The sequence below is a fragment of the Lysinibacillus sp. A1 genome (genome assembly GCF_000801965.1).
Lineage (GTDB): Bacteria > Bacillota > Bacilli > Bacillales_A > Planococcaceae > Lysinibacillus > Lysinibacillus fusiformis.
Window position 1 is genome coordinate 62,997 of the sequence record NZ_JSZM01000021.1, and the last position, 15,880, is coordinate 78,876.

The window sequence follows — 15,880 nt, forward strand, 5'->3', positions numbered from 1 at the left end:
TAATGATAGAACAAAATGGAGAAATTATTGCAGGTAAAAACCCAGTGTTAGAAGCACTTCGTTCAGGACGCGATATGAATAAAGTATGGATTGCAGAGGGTGTAAAAAAATCGGGTGTCAACGAACTGCTAGATTTAGCTAGAGAACGCGGAGTGATCGTTCAGTTTGTTCCGAAAAAGAAAGTCGATCAATTATCAAGTGCAAATCATCAAGGGATTGTTGCTTCTGTTGCAGCTTATCAGTATGCTGAACTAGAGGATTTATTTACTGCAGCCGCAAAGAAACAAGAGGATCCTTTTTTCTTAATCTTAGATGAGCTTGAAGATCCACATAATCTAGGTTCAATTATGAGAACTGCTGATGCAATAGGAGCGCACGGTATTATTATTCCTAAGCGCCGTTCAGTGAGTTTAACAGCTGTCGTGGCGAAAGCATCAACAGGCGCTATTGAACACGTTCCTGTAGTCCGTGTAAACAATTTAGCTCAAACAGTAGATGAACTAAAAGATCGAGGTGTATGGATTGCTGGTACAGATGCAAAGGGCTCTGTAGACTATCGAAAAATGGATGCAACATTACCGTTGGCTATCATTATCGGTAGTGAAGGTAAGGGAATGGGGCGTTTATTAAAAGAGAAATGTGACTTCTTGTATCATTTACCGATGGTAGGACATGTGACATCATTGAACGCCTCAGTAGCTGCAGCGCTATTAATGTACGAAGTGTATCGTAAACGTCAAGAAGCGATTGAGTAACAATGAAAAACATTTTGCTAGTGGATGGCTATAATATGATTGGGTCCTGGAAAGAGCTTCGACCATTGCGGGATACAAATTTTGAGGATGCACGCAAAAGGTTGATAGAACTTATGGCTGAATATAAAGCAGCTATGGGTTGGCGCGTAATTATTGTTTTTGACGCACATCTAGTTCCAGGCGTAGAGCAATCTTATTTAGAAAGTGATGTTGAAGTCATTTATACTCGGAAAAATGAAACGGCAGATGAACGTATTGAAAAAATGACGCATGAACTTAAGGCTAGAAATGTACAAATACACGTAGCAACTTCCGATATGGCAGAGCAAAGTGTTATTTTTGGAAATGGAGCCTTGAGAAAATCAGCTAGAGAACTAGAAATAGATACAAGCATTATCCAGCATAAAATATCGCACGATGTGAAAAGGAAACAAGAAAGTAGACCACCTTCACGTATAGAATTAAAGCCAGATGTGGCGATAGCATTCGAAAAATGGAGACGTGGATTGAAATGATTGATTGACGCATATTTTCCAATTCCGTTATACTGTTCCTAATTATCTGTTGTGGCTGAGGTGATACCATGTTTAAAAATAGCATTGTACAAGTGACACAAGATTTTGAACGATTCAATGATGAAGAACTTATTGAAATGGTGCATCAAGGTAATACAGATGCGTTGGATTATTTAATTACGAAATACCGTTTGTTAGTTAGAGCGAAGGCAAGATCCTATTTCTTAATTGGTGCTGATAAGGAAGATATCGTGCAAGAGGGCATGATCGGTTTGTATAAAGCGATTCGTGATTTTAAAGGGGATAAGCTTGCCTCTTTCCGAGCTTTTGCTGAGCTATGTATTACAAGGCAAATAATTACCGCTATTAAAACGGCTACTAGGCAAAAGCATATACCTCTTAACTCTTATATTTCTTTGGACAAGCCTATTTTTGATGAAGAATCAGACCGAACGCTCATGGATGTTTTAACAGGCGCTATCATGGATGATCCAGAAGAATTAATAATTCATAGAGAAGAGTTTGGTTATTTAGAAGAGAAAATGAGTGAGATTTTAAGTGAACTAGAGTTACAGGTTTTAGCTCTATATCTAGATGGCCGATCATATCATGAAATTTCTGCAAAATTAAATCGTCATGTGAAATCGATTGATAATGCTTTGCAGCGAGTGAAGCGTAAATTAGAGCGACATTTAGTCCTTGAGGAAATGTCTTAGAGGGCAGAGGCTTTATTGACATTGACAAATATAGGTGTTAGTCTTAAAAAGACAAAGTGCCGAAAAAGGTGAGTATATGGCAAAAAAAGTCGTGCTAAATTGCGAGAAATGTGGATCGAGAAATTACACGTTCCCGGCTAAAGAAGGCTCCACTGTACGCCTCGAATTAAAGAAATTTTGCTCGCATTGCAATGAACATACAGTGCATAAACAAACGCTATAAAATGATATGTAAATAGACAGATTTTGATTGATTCGGAGGTTAAGCTAGAATGGGCAAGATCAAAGGCTTTTTCAGTGATGTAATGTCAGAAATGCGCAAAACAAGCTGGCCAAAAAGTAAAGAGTTGACTAAATATACAGTCGTTGTTATTTCAACTGTTGTCGTTATGGCTTTATTTTTTGTGTTAGTTGACTTAGGTATTTCATCATTATTCCGCTGGTACTTAGATTTATAATTTAGTAAATAGCATGTTAATACTTATGAAATAGCCCGTCCAATGCAATAACGGGTTTTTTCGTTTGTTTTATCTTCATTCAGCAGACAATTCCATCTTTTTGGGCAAGTGATATGGGTGAAGTGAATGGCAGTAAGATAATCTCATTATGATAAGTATGATAGTAGCAATAGATGACTATGCTAGTTTCGATACATATCATCAGGCTTTCTTAATAGGGAAAGGCTATGTCTACATGAGATGTTTGTGAAAAGAGTAAGAAATGCATCTAGCATATCGCGATTCATTTTCACTTTTATTTGTAAGGGAGGGACGGACGAGGAGTCCTAGTAGTTATGGAGAAAAATTGGTATGTTGTTCATACGTATTCAGGGTATGAGAACCGAGTAAAAGCAAACCTAGAGAAACGTGTAGAAACAATGGGAATGCAAGATAAAATCTTCCGAGTGATTGTTCCTGAACACGAGGAAACAGAAATGAAGGATGGGAAAAAGCGTACAATGATGCGTAAAGTTTTCCCAGGCTATGTATTAGTAGAGCTTATTATGACAGATGATTCTTGGTATGTAGTGCGTAATACGCCGGGTGTAACAGGATTTATCGGATCATCTGGTGGAGGAGCAAAACCAACACCTTTACTACCAGAAGAAGCGGATCGTCTACTACAGCAAATGGGTATGACTGATAAAGTTGTCGAAGTAGATATCTCTATTGGTGAAGCGGTTGAAGTATTAGAAGGGCCATTTGCTCATTTCCAAGGACGTGTTGAAGAAATTGACACAGAAAAAGGAAAAGTGAAAGTGTCTGTTGATATGTTTGGTCGCGAAACAATTATGGAGCTAGACTTCGAACAAATTCAAAAATTATAGTACAATTACTAGAACTGTGACATGCCAATTGGTAGATGTTTCGCAGATTTTGTTAATTACCACTTGCTTAAAAAAATTAAAAGTGGTATCATTTCATAGGTCAGACTGTCATACTTTTGTTTGACGTCTGTAATGATAATTTTAATGTTATCGGCACTTAGCTGACAGACAGATATTGAGTGGGAGGGGCAACCCAATTACCACATCACGGACTTAAGGAGGTGTGTCTCGTGGCTAAAAAAGTTATTAAAGTTGTAAAACTTCAAATCCCTGCTGGTAAAGCTAACCCAGCTCCACCGGTTGGTCCTGCATTAGGTCAAGCGGGTGTGAACATCATGGGATTCTGTAAAGAATTCAACGCGCGTACTGCTGACCAAGCTGGTCTTATTATTCCAGTTGAAATTTCAGTATTCGAGGACCGTTCTTTCACTTTCATTACAAAAACTCCACCTGCAGCGGTTCTACTTAAAGTAGCAGCTGGTATCCAATCTGGATCTGGTGAACCAAATCGTAAAAAAGTGGCAACGGTTAAACGTGATAAAGTTCGCGAAATCGCTGAAACTAAAATGCCAGACCTTAACGCTGCTTCAGTAGAAGCTGCTATGTTAATGGTAGAAGGTACTGCACGAAGCATGGGTATTGTTATCGAAGACTAATCCCAGTTACTTGATGTTTTGTTTTTTGGAAGGTTGCGAAGTTTCTTTGTGAACACGCAACCTTTATTCGTGGGAGGTAAAATCCGCTATAACCACAATCAAGGAGGAAATATATAATGGCTAAAAAAGGTAAAAAACTGCAAGATGCAGCTAAATTAATTGATCGTAACTCACTATATAGTGCACAAGAAGCAATCGAACTTGCTCAAAAAACTAGCACAGTAAACTTCGACGCTACTGTAGAAGTTGCTTTTCGCTTAGGTATTGATACTCGTAAAAACGACCAACAAATCCGTGGTGCAGTAGTGCTACCAAACGGTACTGGTAAAACTCAACGCGTATTAGTATTCGCAAAAGGTGAAAAACTTAAAGAAGCTGAAGCTGCTGGTGCTGACTATGTAGGTGATGCAGAGTACATCCAAAAAATCCAACAAGGTTGGTTTGATTTCGATGTAATCGTAGCAACTCCTGACATGATGGGTGAAGTTGGTAAACTTGGTCGTGTATTAGGACCTAAAGGCTTAATGCCAAACCCTAAAACTGGTACAGTTACTTTCGATGTAACAAAAGCTATCGAAGAAATCAAAGCTGGTAAAGTAGAATACCGTGCTGATAAAGCTGGTATCATCCACGCTCCTATCGGTAAAGTTTCTTTCTCTGCAGAAAAATTAGTAGAAAACTTCTTAGCTGTATTTGATGTAGTTCAAAAAGCAAAACCTGCTGCAGCTAAAGGTACTTACATGAAATCTGTAAATATTACAACTACAATGGGTCCAGCTGTTAAAATTGACGCTGCTAACGTAGTAGTAAAATAATTTAAATATATATATTGACAACAGCGGTGGTTACATGATATAATCGTTGCTGTTGTGAATTATCCATTTGTACCGTAGACAGTAGGAGTGACTTGTCACTTAATGTTCCTACCGAGGACATCGGAATTCAGATTCTTATTTAAAGATGATGACTTTCAGCCTCTGTGTCTATTTGACGTAGGGGCTTTTCTTTTGTCGGTATAAATGACCCATTCTAATAGGAGGTGTCATCATGAGCAAAGCAATCGAAAACAAACAAGTACAAGTTCAAGAGATTACTGAGAAATTCCAAAGTGCTTCTTCTGTAGTAGTAGTGGATTACCGTGGTCTTAATGTTGCACAAGTAACAGAGCTTCGTAAACAACTTCGTGAAGCTGGCGTTGAGTTCAAAGTATACAAAAACACTTTAACTCGTCGTGCTGCTGAAGCTGCTGGTCTTGCAGGAATCAACGACGTATTAGTTGGTCCTAACGCAATTGCGTTCTCAAATGAAGATGTTGTAGCGCCTGCTAAAATCATCAATGAGTTCGCTAAGAAAAACGAAGCTTTAGAAATTAAAGCTGGTATTATCGAAGGTACAATCTCTTCTGTTGAAGATGTTAAAGCACTTGCAGAACTTCCATCACGCGAAGGTCTACTTTCTATGCTTTTATCTGTACTTCAAGCTCCAGTGCGTAACTTCGCACTTGCAACAAAAGCTGTTGCAGAACAAAAAGAAGAACAAGGCGCGTAATTTAATACGCCCAAAAACTTCCGCGGCCTGACCGCAAAAAAAATAAAACATTATCCAATTAGGAGGAAATTATAATGAACAAAGAGCAAATCTTAGAAGCTATCAAAGCTATGACAGTTCTTGAATTAAACGATTTAGTAAAAGCTATCGAAGAAGAATTCGGTGTAACAGCTGCTGCTCCTGTAGCAGTAGTTGCTGGCGGTGCTGCTGCAGCTGAAGAGAAAACAGAATTCGACGTAGTATTAGCATCTGCTGGTGCAGAAAAAATTAAAGTAATCAAAGTGGTTCGCGAAATCACTGGTTTAGGTCTTAAAGAAGCTAAAGAAGTTGTAGATAACGCTCCTAAAGCTCTTAAAGAAGGCGTTTCTAAAGATGAAGCTGAACAAATCAAAACTAAACTTGAAGAAGTTGGCGCATCTGTAGAAGTTAAGTAATCTCGCGTTACTTTTAAACAAAAGGAAAGCTCGTCATATTGGCGAGCTTTTTTCTTCATTCTGAGGAGGCGTGAAAATGTCAGATCACTATTATACAAGTAATCCTCAAACTGAGAGTAAACCTCGTCACTGGACATTTAAATTACTAGGGCATACGTTTTCATTTGAAACGGATGCAGGTGTATTTAGTAAAAGCGAAGTAGATTTTGGATCCCGTGTTTTAATAGACGCTTTTCAAATGCCTAATATTGATGGTGCGATTTTTGATATAGGTTGTGGTTATGGGCCGATAGGATTATCCATCGCCAAAGCAAATCCAGACCGTACTGTCTGTATGATGGATATAAATGAACGCGCAGTTGCGCTTTCGCAAAAAAATGCGCAAGTGAACGGTGTTCAAAATGTGCGAATATTTGTGAGTGACGGCCTATCGATGGTTGATAAAGATATAGAAGCAGCAGCTATCTTAACGAATCCACCAATTCGTGCAGGGAAGGAAACGATTTTCCGCTTTTACGATGGAGCTTATGATAGACTAGTGTCATCTGGAGAGCTTTGGGTAGTGATTCAGAAGAAACAAGGAGCGCCATCGACAGTAAGTTACCTAGAAGGTAAATTTTCCGAAGTCGATGTTGTCGAGAAGAAAAAAGGATACTGGATAGTACGTGCAAAAAAATAAATGAAATATGTATAATTTATTGACTTGACAAATCGGCTATGATAATATGATACAATGCAAAAATATTATTTTGAGGTCGTATGCCCTTTTTGTATAGAAATGTTTTAATATGGGTATACTTGCCAAGATAAGTTTAGTTAACCGAAAATGAGATCTTTTTGAAGACTCGTTTTCTTTTTGTCTTTCGAAAGCATACACTATTTGTATGATTTTGCAAAGACCTAATATCGCTTTATTGAGGGGTGAATGAGTTGACAGGTCAACTAGTTCAGTACGGACAACACCGCCAGCGTAGAAGCTTTGCGCGTATTAAAGAGGTGCTTGAGCTTCCAAATCTGATTGAGATTCAAACGGCGTCTTACGAGTGGTTCCTTGAAGAAGGTTTACGTGAAATGTTCCGTGACATTTCGCCGATCGAGGACTTTACAGGTAATCTTTCATTAGAATTCATCGATTATTCATTAGGTGATCCTAAGTATGATGTTGATGAGTGTAAAGAGCGAGATGTTACTTACGCAGCTCCATTACGCGTGAAAGTACGTCTTTACAACAAAGAAACAGACGAAGTGAAAGAACAAGATGTCTTCATGGGTGATTTCCCATTAATGACTGAAACAGGTACGTTCATTATCAATGGTGCTGAACGTGTTATCGTTTCACAATTAGTTCGTTCACCAAGTGTGTATTTCCATGATAAAACGGATAAGAACGGTAAAAAAGGTTTTGGGGCTACTGTAATTCCAAACCGTGGTGCATGGTTAGAGTATGAAACGGATGCAAAAGATGTAGTTTATGTACGTATTGATCGTACTCGTAAGTTACCAGTAACCGTATTACTTCGTGCATTAGGTTTTGGCTCAGACCAAGAAATTATCGATATTATCGGTGATAACGAGTATTTACGTAATACGTTAGAAAAAGATAACTCTGAAAGTACTGAAAAAGCACTTTTAGAAATCTACGAGCGTTTACGTCCAGGTGAGCCACCAACAGTTGAAAGTGCGAAAAGTTTATTATACTCTCGTTTCTTCGACGCAAAACGCTATGATTTAGCGAATGTTGGACGCTACAAAATGAATAAAAAGCTTCATATTAAAAATCGTTTATTCAACCAAACGATTGCTGAAACGCTTGTAGATCCAGAAACAGGCGAAATTTTAGTAGAGAAAGGTACAGTGCTTGATCGCCGTACTTTAGATAAAATCCTACCTTACCTAGAAGATTCTTCGAAAGGTATTGGTTTCCGTACTTTATCACAAGTTGGTGGAGTACTTGAGGATGATGTAACAATCCAATCTATTAAAATTTATGCACCGAAAGATGAAGCACAAAAAGAAATTAATATCATTAGTAATGCCTATATTGATGAAGAAGTGAAAAATATTACACCTGCTGACGTACTGTCTTCAGTAAGCTATTTCTTCAACCTGCTTTATCAAGTAGGAGCAACAGATGATATTGACCATTTAGGTAACCGTCGTCTACGTTCTGTAGGTGAGTTACTGCAAAACCAATTCCGTATCGGTTTATCTCGTATGGAACGTGTAGTACGTGAGCGTATGTCTATTAACGACACAGCGGCTATCGTACCACAACAATTAATTAATATCCGTCCAGTAATTGCGTCAATTAAAGAGTTCTTCGGAAGCTCTCAATTATCACAATTCATGGACCAAACAAACCCATTAGCAGAATTAACGCATAAGCGTCGATTATCTGCATTAGGGCCTGGTGGTTTAACACGTGAGCGTGCTGGTTTCGAAGTACGTGACGTTCACTACTCTCACTATGGTCGTATGTGTCCAATCGAGACACCAGAGGGTCCAAACATTGGTTTAATCAACTCATTATCTTCTTTCGCTAAAGTAAATAAATTTGGTTTCATCGAAACGCCTTACCGTCGTATTGATCACGAAACAGGTCAAGTAACGGAACAAATTGATTACCTAACAGCTGATGAAGAAGATAACTACTACGTAGCACAAGCAAACTCACTATTAAATCCAGATGGCAGTTTTGCAAAGGACGAAGTAGTAGGTCGTTTCCGTGGTGATAACACAGTATTCAATAAAGCTCAAATGGACTACATGGACGTATCTCCTAAACAGGTAGTTTCTGCAGCGACTGCGTGTATCCCATTCTTAGAAAACGATGACTCTAACCGTGCACTTATGGGTGCAAACATGCAACGTCAAGCAGTTCCACTTCTTAACCCAGAAGCACCATTCGTTGGTACGGGTATGGAACATGTGGATGCACGTGATTCTGGTGCAGCTGTAGTAGCGAAGTATGATGGTATTGTTGAGCACGTTGAGGCTCGCTCTATCCATGTTCGCCGCATTGAAGTTGTAGATGGCAAAGAGGTTAAAGGCGATTTAACAAAATATAAATTACAAAAATTCATTCGTTCAAACCAAGGTACTTCATATAACCAACGTCCACTTGTAAAAGTTGGCGAACGCGTGAAGCCTCGCGATATTTTAGCAGATGGTCCATCAATGGAAAAAGGCGAATTAGCTCTTGGACGTAACGTACTTGTTGCATTCATGACTTGGAACGGCTTTAACTATGAGGATGCTGTTATTATGAGTGAGCGCCTTGTAAAAGACGATGTTTATACATCTGTTCATATTGAAGAATATGAGTCAGAGTCTCGTGATACAAAGCTTGGACCTGAAGAAATCACTCGTGATATTCCAAATGTCGGTGAAGATGCACTTCGTAACCTAGACGAACGTGGTATTATCCGTATCGGTGCGGAAGTACGCGATGGTGATATTCTTGTAGGGAAAGTAACGCCTAAAGGGGTTACAGAATTAACGGCTGAAGAGCGTTTATTACATGCTATTTTCGGTGAAAAGGCTCGTGAGGTTCGTGATACATCATTACGTGTACCACACGGTGCTGGCGGTATCATTCTGGATGTTAAAGTATTTAACCGTGAAGATGGCGATGAATTACCACCAGGTGTTAACCAATTAGTTCGTGCTTATATTGTTCAAAAACGTAAAATTCGCGTTGGGGACAAAATGGCCGGACGTCACGGTAACAAAGGGGTTATCTCTCGTATCTTGCCAGAAGAAGATATGCCATTCATGCCAGATGGCACGCCAGTAGATATCATGTTAAATCCACTTGGTGTACCTTCTCGTATGAATATCGGACAAGTTTTAGAATTACACTTAGGTATGGCTTCTCGCTACCTAGGCGTCCACATGGCAACACCAGTATTTGATGGTGCGAATGAAGAAGACGTTTGGGAAACAATGGAAGAAGCAGGGATGAACCGTGACGGTAAAACAATCCTGTATGATGGCCGTTCTGGTGAACCATTTGATAACCGTGTATCTGTTGGGATCATGTATATGATCAAACTTGCTCACATGGTTGACGATAAACTTCACGCGCGTTCAACAGGTCCTTACTCACTTGTTACGCAGCAACCACTTGGTGGTAAAGCGCAATTTGGTGGACAACGTTTTGGTGAGATGGAAGTATGGGCACTTGAAGCATACGGTGCCGCTTATACCCTTCAAGAAATCTTAACAGTTAAATCCGATGACGTTGTTGGTCGTGTGAAAACATATGAAGCCATCGTTAAGGGTGAAAGTGTACCAGAGCCAGGCGTTCCTGAGTCATTCAAAGTATTGATTAAAGAACTTCAATCTCTTGGTATGGACGTTAAGATGCTAACAGTTAATGATGAAGAAGTAGAGCTTCGTGATTTAGACGAAGAAGAAGATCTTCAACCAGCTGATGCACTTAACATCGCACCACAGCCAGATACTCAAGAAGAGCCAGTAGAGTCTTTTGAATAATGGAAACCAATATTCACATTAGTGAATAAGGTCAAACTTATTTTTCAAATTAGCCGGGCAGGATTTAACGCCCTGCCTGGCTTTTTCTTTTAATACATCATTCTATTTCTAATCCTTTGTCAAAGAGGTAATTCTTTGCAAACGATTATCGAGCTGCGTAAAAGAGTCTTTATAAAGACCTATACTAGAGGGAGGTAGGCTCCTTGATAGACGTTAATGAATTTGAATATATGAAAATTGGTTTAGCATCCCCTGACAAGATTCGCTCTTGGTCATATGGTGAGGTTAAAAAACCTGAAACAATTAACTACCGTACGTTAAAACCAGAAAAAGATGGTTTATTCTGTGAGCGTATTTTTGGGCCAACTAAGGATTGGGAATGTCATTGTGGTAAATATAAACGTGTTCGCTATAAAGGCGTAGTTTGTGACCGCTGTGGTGTTGAAGTAACGCGTGCTAAAGTTCGTCGTGAACGTATGGGTCATATCGAATTAGCTGCACCAGTTTCTCATATCTGGTACTTCAAAGGTATTCCTAGCCGTATGGGTCTAATTTTAGATATGTCACCGCGTGCACTTGAAGAAGTTATTTATTTTGCTTCATACGTTGTGATTGAGGCTGGTGCGACGAATCTAGAAAGCAAACAATTACTTTCAGAAAAAGAGTACCGTGCATACCGCGAAAAATTCGGAAATACATTCGAAGCTGCAATGGGTGCAGAAGCAATTAAAAAATTATTAGCCAAAATTGACCTAGAAGATGAGACGCATTCTTTAAAAGAAGAGTTAAAATCTGCACAAGGTCAAAGACGTACTCGTGCTATCAAACGTTTAGAGGTTGTTGAATCATTCCGTAACTCAGGTAACTCACCTGAATGGATGATTTTAGATGTACTACCTGTAATTCCACCTGAGCTTCGTCCAATGGTGCAATTAGATGGTGGCCGTTTTGCAACTTCAGATTTAAACGATTTATACCGTCGTGTTATCAACCGTAATAACCGTTTAAAACGTTTATTAGATTTAGGTGCTCCAAGCATCATCGTACAAAACGAAAAACGTATGTTACAAGAAGCTGTTGACGCGTTAATTGATAATGGTCGTCGAGGACGTCCTGTAACAGGTCCTGGTAACCGTCCACTAAAATCACTTTCACATATGTTGAAAGGTAAACAAGGTCGTTTCCGTCAAAATCTACTTGGTAAGCGTGTTGACTATTCTGGTCGTTCCGTTATCGTAGTAGGTCCAAACTTAAAAATGTACCAATGTGGTTTACCTAAAGAAATGGCTATTGAATTATTCAAGCCGTTCGTTATGAAGGAATTAGTAGAACGTGGTCTTGCTCATAACATTAAATCTGCTAAGCGTAAAATCGAACGTTTAAACAACGACGTTTGGGATGTATTAGAAGATGTTATCCGTGAGCATCCAGTATTACTTAACCGTGCACCAACGCTACACCGTCTTGGTATTCAAGCATTTGAACCAACACTAGTAGAAGGTCGTGCTATTCGTCTTCACCCATTAGTATGTACAGCATATAACGCTGACTTCGATGGTGACCAAATGGCGGTTCACGTACCATTGTCTGCTGAAGCTCAAGCTGAGGCTCGTCTTTTAATGCTTGCTGCGCAAAACATCCTGAATCCAAAAGACGGTAAACCGGTAGTAACACCTTCACAAGATATGGTATTAGGAAACTACTACTTAACGCTTGAACGTGAAAATGCACGTGGAGAAGGTACTATTTTCTACGGTCCAAACGAAGTTTTAATCGCATATGATACAGGTCATGTGCATTTGCATACACGTATTGCTATTAAAGCTAGTTCATTAAATAACCCAACATTCACAGAGGAACAAAATAATATGTTCCTATTAACGACTGTCGGTAAAGTAATCTTTAACGAAATCTTGCCTGAATCATTCCCTTATATCAATGAGCCGACTGATTTTAACTTAGAGCAAGTGACACCAGAAAAATACTTTGCAAAATTAACAATTGACGAAGACACACTAAAAGAGCTTGAATCAGATAGTGCTTATAATAGCCTTGATGAAAAAGGGAAAATAGACGCACAACGTACAGCTGTATTGCGCAAGCATTTTGAATCTGTACCAGTTGTAAATCCATTCCGTAAAAAGTTCTTAGGAAATATCATTGCTGAAGTATTTAAACGTTTCCACATTACTGAAACATCTAAAATGCTTGACCGCATGAAAAACCTAGGATTCAAGTATTCAACACGTGCTGGTATTACTGTTGGTGTATCTGATATCGTCGTATTACCTGACAAAGGTGAAATTTTAGCAGTAGCTCAAGAAAAAGTAGATAAAGTTCAAGCGCAATTCCGCCGTGGTTTCATCACAGAAGATGAGCGTTATGACCGTGTTATCTCAAGCTGGAGTGCTGCCAAAGATGAAATCCAAGCGAAACTAATGAAGTCTCTTGAGAAAACAAACCCAATCTTCATGATGTCTGACTCAGGTGCCCGTGGTAACGCATCTAACTTTACACAGTTAGCAGGGATGCGTGGTCTGATGGCCAACCCGGCTGGTCGTATCATCGAACTACCAATTAAATCTTCATTCCGTGAAGGTTTAACAGTATTAGAGTACTTCATCTCAACTCACGGTGCTCGTAAAGGTCTTGCCGATACAGCCCTAAAAACTGCCGATTCAGGTTACTTAACACGTCGTCTTGTTGACGTTGCACAGGATGTAATTGTGCGCGAAGACGACTGTGGTACTGACCGTGGTTTAACAATTGGTGCATTAATGGAAGGCACAGAGCTAATCGAGGCTCTAGATGAGCGTATTGTTGGTCGTCATACGAAGAAAACAATCTTACACCCTGAAACTGGTGAAGTGATTCTAAACAAAGATGGTTTAATCGATCAAGATGTGGCTCGTGCAATTATTGAAGCTGGTATTGAAGAAGTGACTATTCGTTCAGCATTTACATGTAATACAAAACATGGCGTATGTAAAAAATGTTACGGCATGAACTTAGCAACAGGTGAAAAGGTTGAGGTAGGAGAGGCAGTTGGTATTATTGCAGCTCAATCAATCGGTGAACCGGGTACACAGTTAACAATGCGTACATTCCATACAGGTGGGGTTGCCGGGGACGATATTACACAAGGTCTTCCACGTATCCAAGAGATCTTTGAAGCACGTAATCCAAAAGGTCAATCTGTTATTTCAGAGATCGCAGGTACTGTTTCAGATATCACAGAAATCCGTGAGGGCTTAAAAGAAATCACTGTTCAAGGTGACGTAGAAACTCGTAAGTATCAAGCGCCTTATAATGCACGTTTAAAAGTTATCGAAGGTGATAATGTAGAGCGTGGTCAAGTTTTAACAGAGGGTTCTATCGATCCAAAACAATTGTTAAAAGTCAAAGACGTTTCAACTGTTCAAGAATATTTATTAAAAGAAGTTCAAAAAGTATACCGTATGCAAGGGGTAGAAATTGGAGATAAACATATCGAAGTAATGGTTCGTCAAATGCTTCGTAAAGTACGTGTAATAGAAGCTGGAGATACAGATTTATTACCAGGTTCATTACTAGATATCCACCAATTTGCAGAGGCAAACGCAGATGCTGTTATGAATGGCAAAAATCCTGCTACTTGTCGTCCTGTAATTCTAGGTATTACAAAAGCTTCTCTTGAAACAGAATCATTCTTATCTGCAGCATCGTTCCAAGAAACAACACGTGTGTTAACAGATGCAGCAATTAAGGGTAAACGTGACGAGCTTCTTGGATTAAAAGAGAACGTAATTATCGGTAAACTTGTTCCTGCAGGTACTGGTATGCAACGTTACCGTCAAATCCGCATCGAAAAAGATGAGCTTGACACTGAAGTCGTTTCTGCTGAATAAACATTAATAATAGTGCCGAAGAGATGGAATTACGCCATCTCTTCGGACTTTTTAAAGATATTAGTTGACAGTATAAAATGGTAATGATAATATATTGAAGGTTGATAGTTAACTGTCTGTACTTCGGAGGATATGAAAATGTCTTATGATAAAGTAAGGACTAGTCAAACAATCATAGGTACAAAGCAAGCAGTAAAAGCAATGCGAGCCGGTTCAGTGAAAGAACTCCTTGTGGCACTTGATGCAGACAATTGGGTAACCGATTTGGCCATATCTTTCGCGAGAGAAATCGGTATACCAGTTATTCTTGTTGAGTCCAAAAAGGAACTGGGCAAGGCCTGTGGAATCCACGTTGGAGCTGCGGTAGTTGCAATTACTGGAGAGTAGTTTTTGTGTATTAAACACAAAGACTTTGTTTTTACCCAAAAAATGAACCACCTGGATGTGTGGTATTAACAAGGAATAAATGAAGGGAGGAAAAATCGATGCCTACAATTAACCAATTAGTACGTAAGCCTCGTCAATCTAAAAGCACGAAATCAAAATCACCAGCGTTAAACAAAGGATATAACTCATTTAAAAAATCTTTAACTGATGTTAAATCTCCTCAAAAACGTGGTGTTTGTACTCGTGTTGGTACAATGACACCTCGTAAACCAAACTCAGCGTTACGTAAATACGCTCGTGTACGTTTAACTAACCAAATTGAGGTTACAGCTTATATCCCAGGTGAAGGCCACAACTTACAAGAGCATAGTGTTGTTCTTATCCGTGGCGGACGCGTAAAAGACTTAGCGGGTGTTCGTTACCATATCGTACGTGGAGCTCTTGATACAGCTGGTGTAAACGGTCGTTTACAATCACGTTCTAAATACGGAACAAAACGCCCTAAAGAAAAAAAATAATTTAACGTTCAATAACGTTATTTAAAACTGAGCCTTATACTAATTGTCACAAATATTGAATCTTGCTAGCAGATTTGATATTTGATTGACGAATATAAAAAGGCAAACTTATAAAATAATCGATATTTATTCGAAAGGAGGAAAACACATGCCTCGTAAAGGTCCTGTTTCCAAACGTGACGTGTTACCAGATCCAATTTATAGTTCAAAACTAGTAACTCGTTTAATCAATAAAATGATGGTTGATGGTAAAAGAGGTACTTCTCAAAAGATTTTATACGGTGCGTTCGAAATTGTTAAAGAACGTTCTGGTGAAAATCCAATTGAAGTATTCGAAGCTGCTCTAAATAACGTAATGCCAGTTCTTGAAGTACGCGCTCGCCGTGTTGGTGGTTCTAACTACCAAGTACCGGTTGAAGTTCGTCCAGAACGTCGTACAACTTTAGGTCTTCGTTACCTAGTTAACTATGCTCGTCTTCGTGGTGAAAAAACTATGGAAGAGCGTTTAGCTAACGAAATTCTTGATGCTTCTAACAACACTGGTGCATCAGTTAAGAAACGTGAAGATATGCACAAAATGGCAGAAGCGAACAAAGCATTCGCTCACTACCGCTGGTAATATAACCTATGTGTTAACGGA

The 15,880-nt window shown here is 39.2% G+C and carries 16 protein-coding genes and 1 other annotated feature; all 16 genes read left to right on the plus strand.

Annotation, left to right across the window (positions count from 1 at the left end):
- Nucleotides 1-2 precede the first annotated feature (2 nt).
- The 16 genes from rlmB to rpsG all read left to right on the plus strand — a co-directional run bounded on the left by rlmB (nucleotide 3) and on the right by rpsG (nucleotide 15,859).
- A complete protein-coding gene (rlmB, locus tag PI85_RS17205; protein WP_036121632.1) occupies nucleotides 3-755 on the plus strand; it encodes a 23S rRNA (guanosine(2251)-2'-O)-methyltransferase RlmB in 753 nt (250 codons plus the stop codon).
- A gap of 2 nt (nucleotides 756-757) precedes the next feature.
- The gene (locus PI85_RS17210; protein ID WP_008181857.1) at nucleotides 758-1,270 is read left to right on the plus strand and encodes an NYN domain-containing protein; all 513 of its coding nucleotides are present in this window, start codon (nucleotides 758-760) and stop codon (nucleotides 1,268-1,270) included.
- A gap of 68 nt (nucleotides 1,271-1,338) precedes the next feature.
- A complete protein-coding gene (sigH, locus tag PI85_RS17215) occupies nucleotides 1,339-1,986 on the plus strand; it encodes an RNA polymerase sporulation sigma factor SigH (protein ID WP_025116456.1) in 648 nt (215 codons plus the stop codon).
- A 76-nt stretch (nucleotides 1,987-2,062) separates the two neighbouring features.
- A complete protein-coding gene (gene rpmG, locus PI85_RS23990) occupies nucleotides 2,063-2,209 on the plus strand; it encodes a 50S ribosomal protein L33 (RefSeq protein ID WP_075807303.1) in 147 nt (48 codons plus the stop codon).
- Nucleotides 2,210-2,258: 49 nt separating this feature from the next.
- On the plus strand, nucleotides 2,259-2,444 hold the full coding sequence (secE, locus tag PI85_RS17220) for a preprotein translocase subunit SecE (RefSeq protein ID WP_025116455.1): 186 nt from the start codon (nucleotides 2,259-2,261) through the stop codon (nucleotides 2,442-2,444).
- A gap of 335 nt (nucleotides 2,445-2,779) precedes the next feature.
- Nucleotides 2,780-3,313, plus strand: coding sequence for a transcription termination/antitermination protein NusG (nusG, locus tag PI85_RS17225; protein ID WP_036121629.1), 534 nt, complete (start codon nucleotides 2,780-2,782; stop codon nucleotides 3,311-3,313).
- A 230-nt stretch (nucleotides 3,314-3,543) separates the two neighbouring features.
- Entirely contained in the window at nucleotides 3,544-3,969 is a 426-nt protein-coding gene (rplK, locus tag PI85_RS17230) for a 50S ribosomal protein L11 (RefSeq protein ID WP_004233593.1), read from the plus strand.
- A gap of 116 nt (nucleotides 3,970-4,085) precedes the next feature.
- Nucleotides 4,086-4,784: a 50S ribosomal protein L1 gene (gene rplA, locus PI85_RS17235; protein WP_031416727.1), complete on the plus strand. Its 699-nt coding sequence runs from the start codon at nucleotides 4,086-4,088 to the stop codon at nucleotides 4,782-4,784.
- 54 nt (nucleotides 4,785-4,838) lie between these two features.
- Nucleotides 4,839-4,984, plus strand: a sequence feature (ribosomal protein L10 leader region).
- 32 nt (nucleotides 4,985-5,016) lie between these two features.
- Entirely contained in the window at nucleotides 5,017-5,517 is a 501-nt protein-coding gene (gene rplJ, locus PI85_RS17240; RefSeq protein ID WP_036121626.1) for a 50S ribosomal protein L10, read from the plus strand.
- A 74-nt stretch (nucleotides 5,518-5,591) separates the two neighbouring features.
- Complete coding sequence (rplL, locus tag PI85_RS17245; RefSeq protein WP_008181586.1) at nucleotides 5,592-5,951, plus strand: 50S ribosomal protein L7/L12; 360 nt, start codon at nucleotides 5,592-5,594, stop codon at nucleotides 5,949-5,951.
- 76 nt (nucleotides 5,952-6,027) lie between these two features.
- Nucleotides 6,028-6,630 (plus strand): class I SAM-dependent methyltransferase, encoded by a 603-nt coding sequence (locus tag PI85_RS17250; protein ID WP_025116452.1) that lies wholly within the window; start codon nucleotides 6,028-6,030, stop codon nucleotides 6,628-6,630.
- Between the two features lie 242 nt (nucleotides 6,631-6,872).
- On the plus strand, nucleotides 6,873-10,448 hold the full coding sequence (gene rpoB / locus PI85_RS17255) for a DNA-directed RNA polymerase subunit beta (RefSeq protein WP_008181590.1): 3,576 nt from the start codon (nucleotides 6,873-6,875) through the stop codon (nucleotides 10,446-10,448).
- A 203-nt stretch (nucleotides 10,449-10,651) separates the two neighbouring features.
- Nucleotides 10,652-14,335 (plus strand): DNA-directed RNA polymerase subunit beta', encoded by a 3,684-nt coding sequence (gene rpoC / locus PI85_RS17260; RefSeq protein ID WP_036121619.1) that lies wholly within the window; start codon nucleotides 10,652-10,654, stop codon nucleotides 14,333-14,335.
- Between the two features lie 138 nt (nucleotides 14,336-14,473).
- Nucleotides 14,474-14,722, plus strand: a complete 249-nt coding sequence (locus tag PI85_RS17265; protein WP_025116449.1) for a ribosomal L7Ae/L30e/S12e/Gadd45 family protein — start codon at nucleotides 14,474-14,476, stop codon at nucleotides 14,720-14,722.
- A 98-nt stretch (nucleotides 14,723-14,820) separates the two neighbouring features.
- Complete coding sequence (gene rpsL / locus PI85_RS17270; RefSeq protein ID WP_008181595.1) at nucleotides 14,821-15,240, plus strand: 30S ribosomal protein S12; 420 nt, start codon at nucleotides 14,821-14,823, stop codon at nucleotides 15,238-15,240.
- Between the two features lie 148 nt (nucleotides 15,241-15,388).
- Entirely contained in the window at nucleotides 15,389-15,859 is a 471-nt protein-coding gene (gene rpsG / locus PI85_RS17275; protein WP_025116448.1) for a 30S ribosomal protein S7, read from the plus strand.
- Nucleotides 15,860-15,880: the final 21 nt, after the last annotated feature.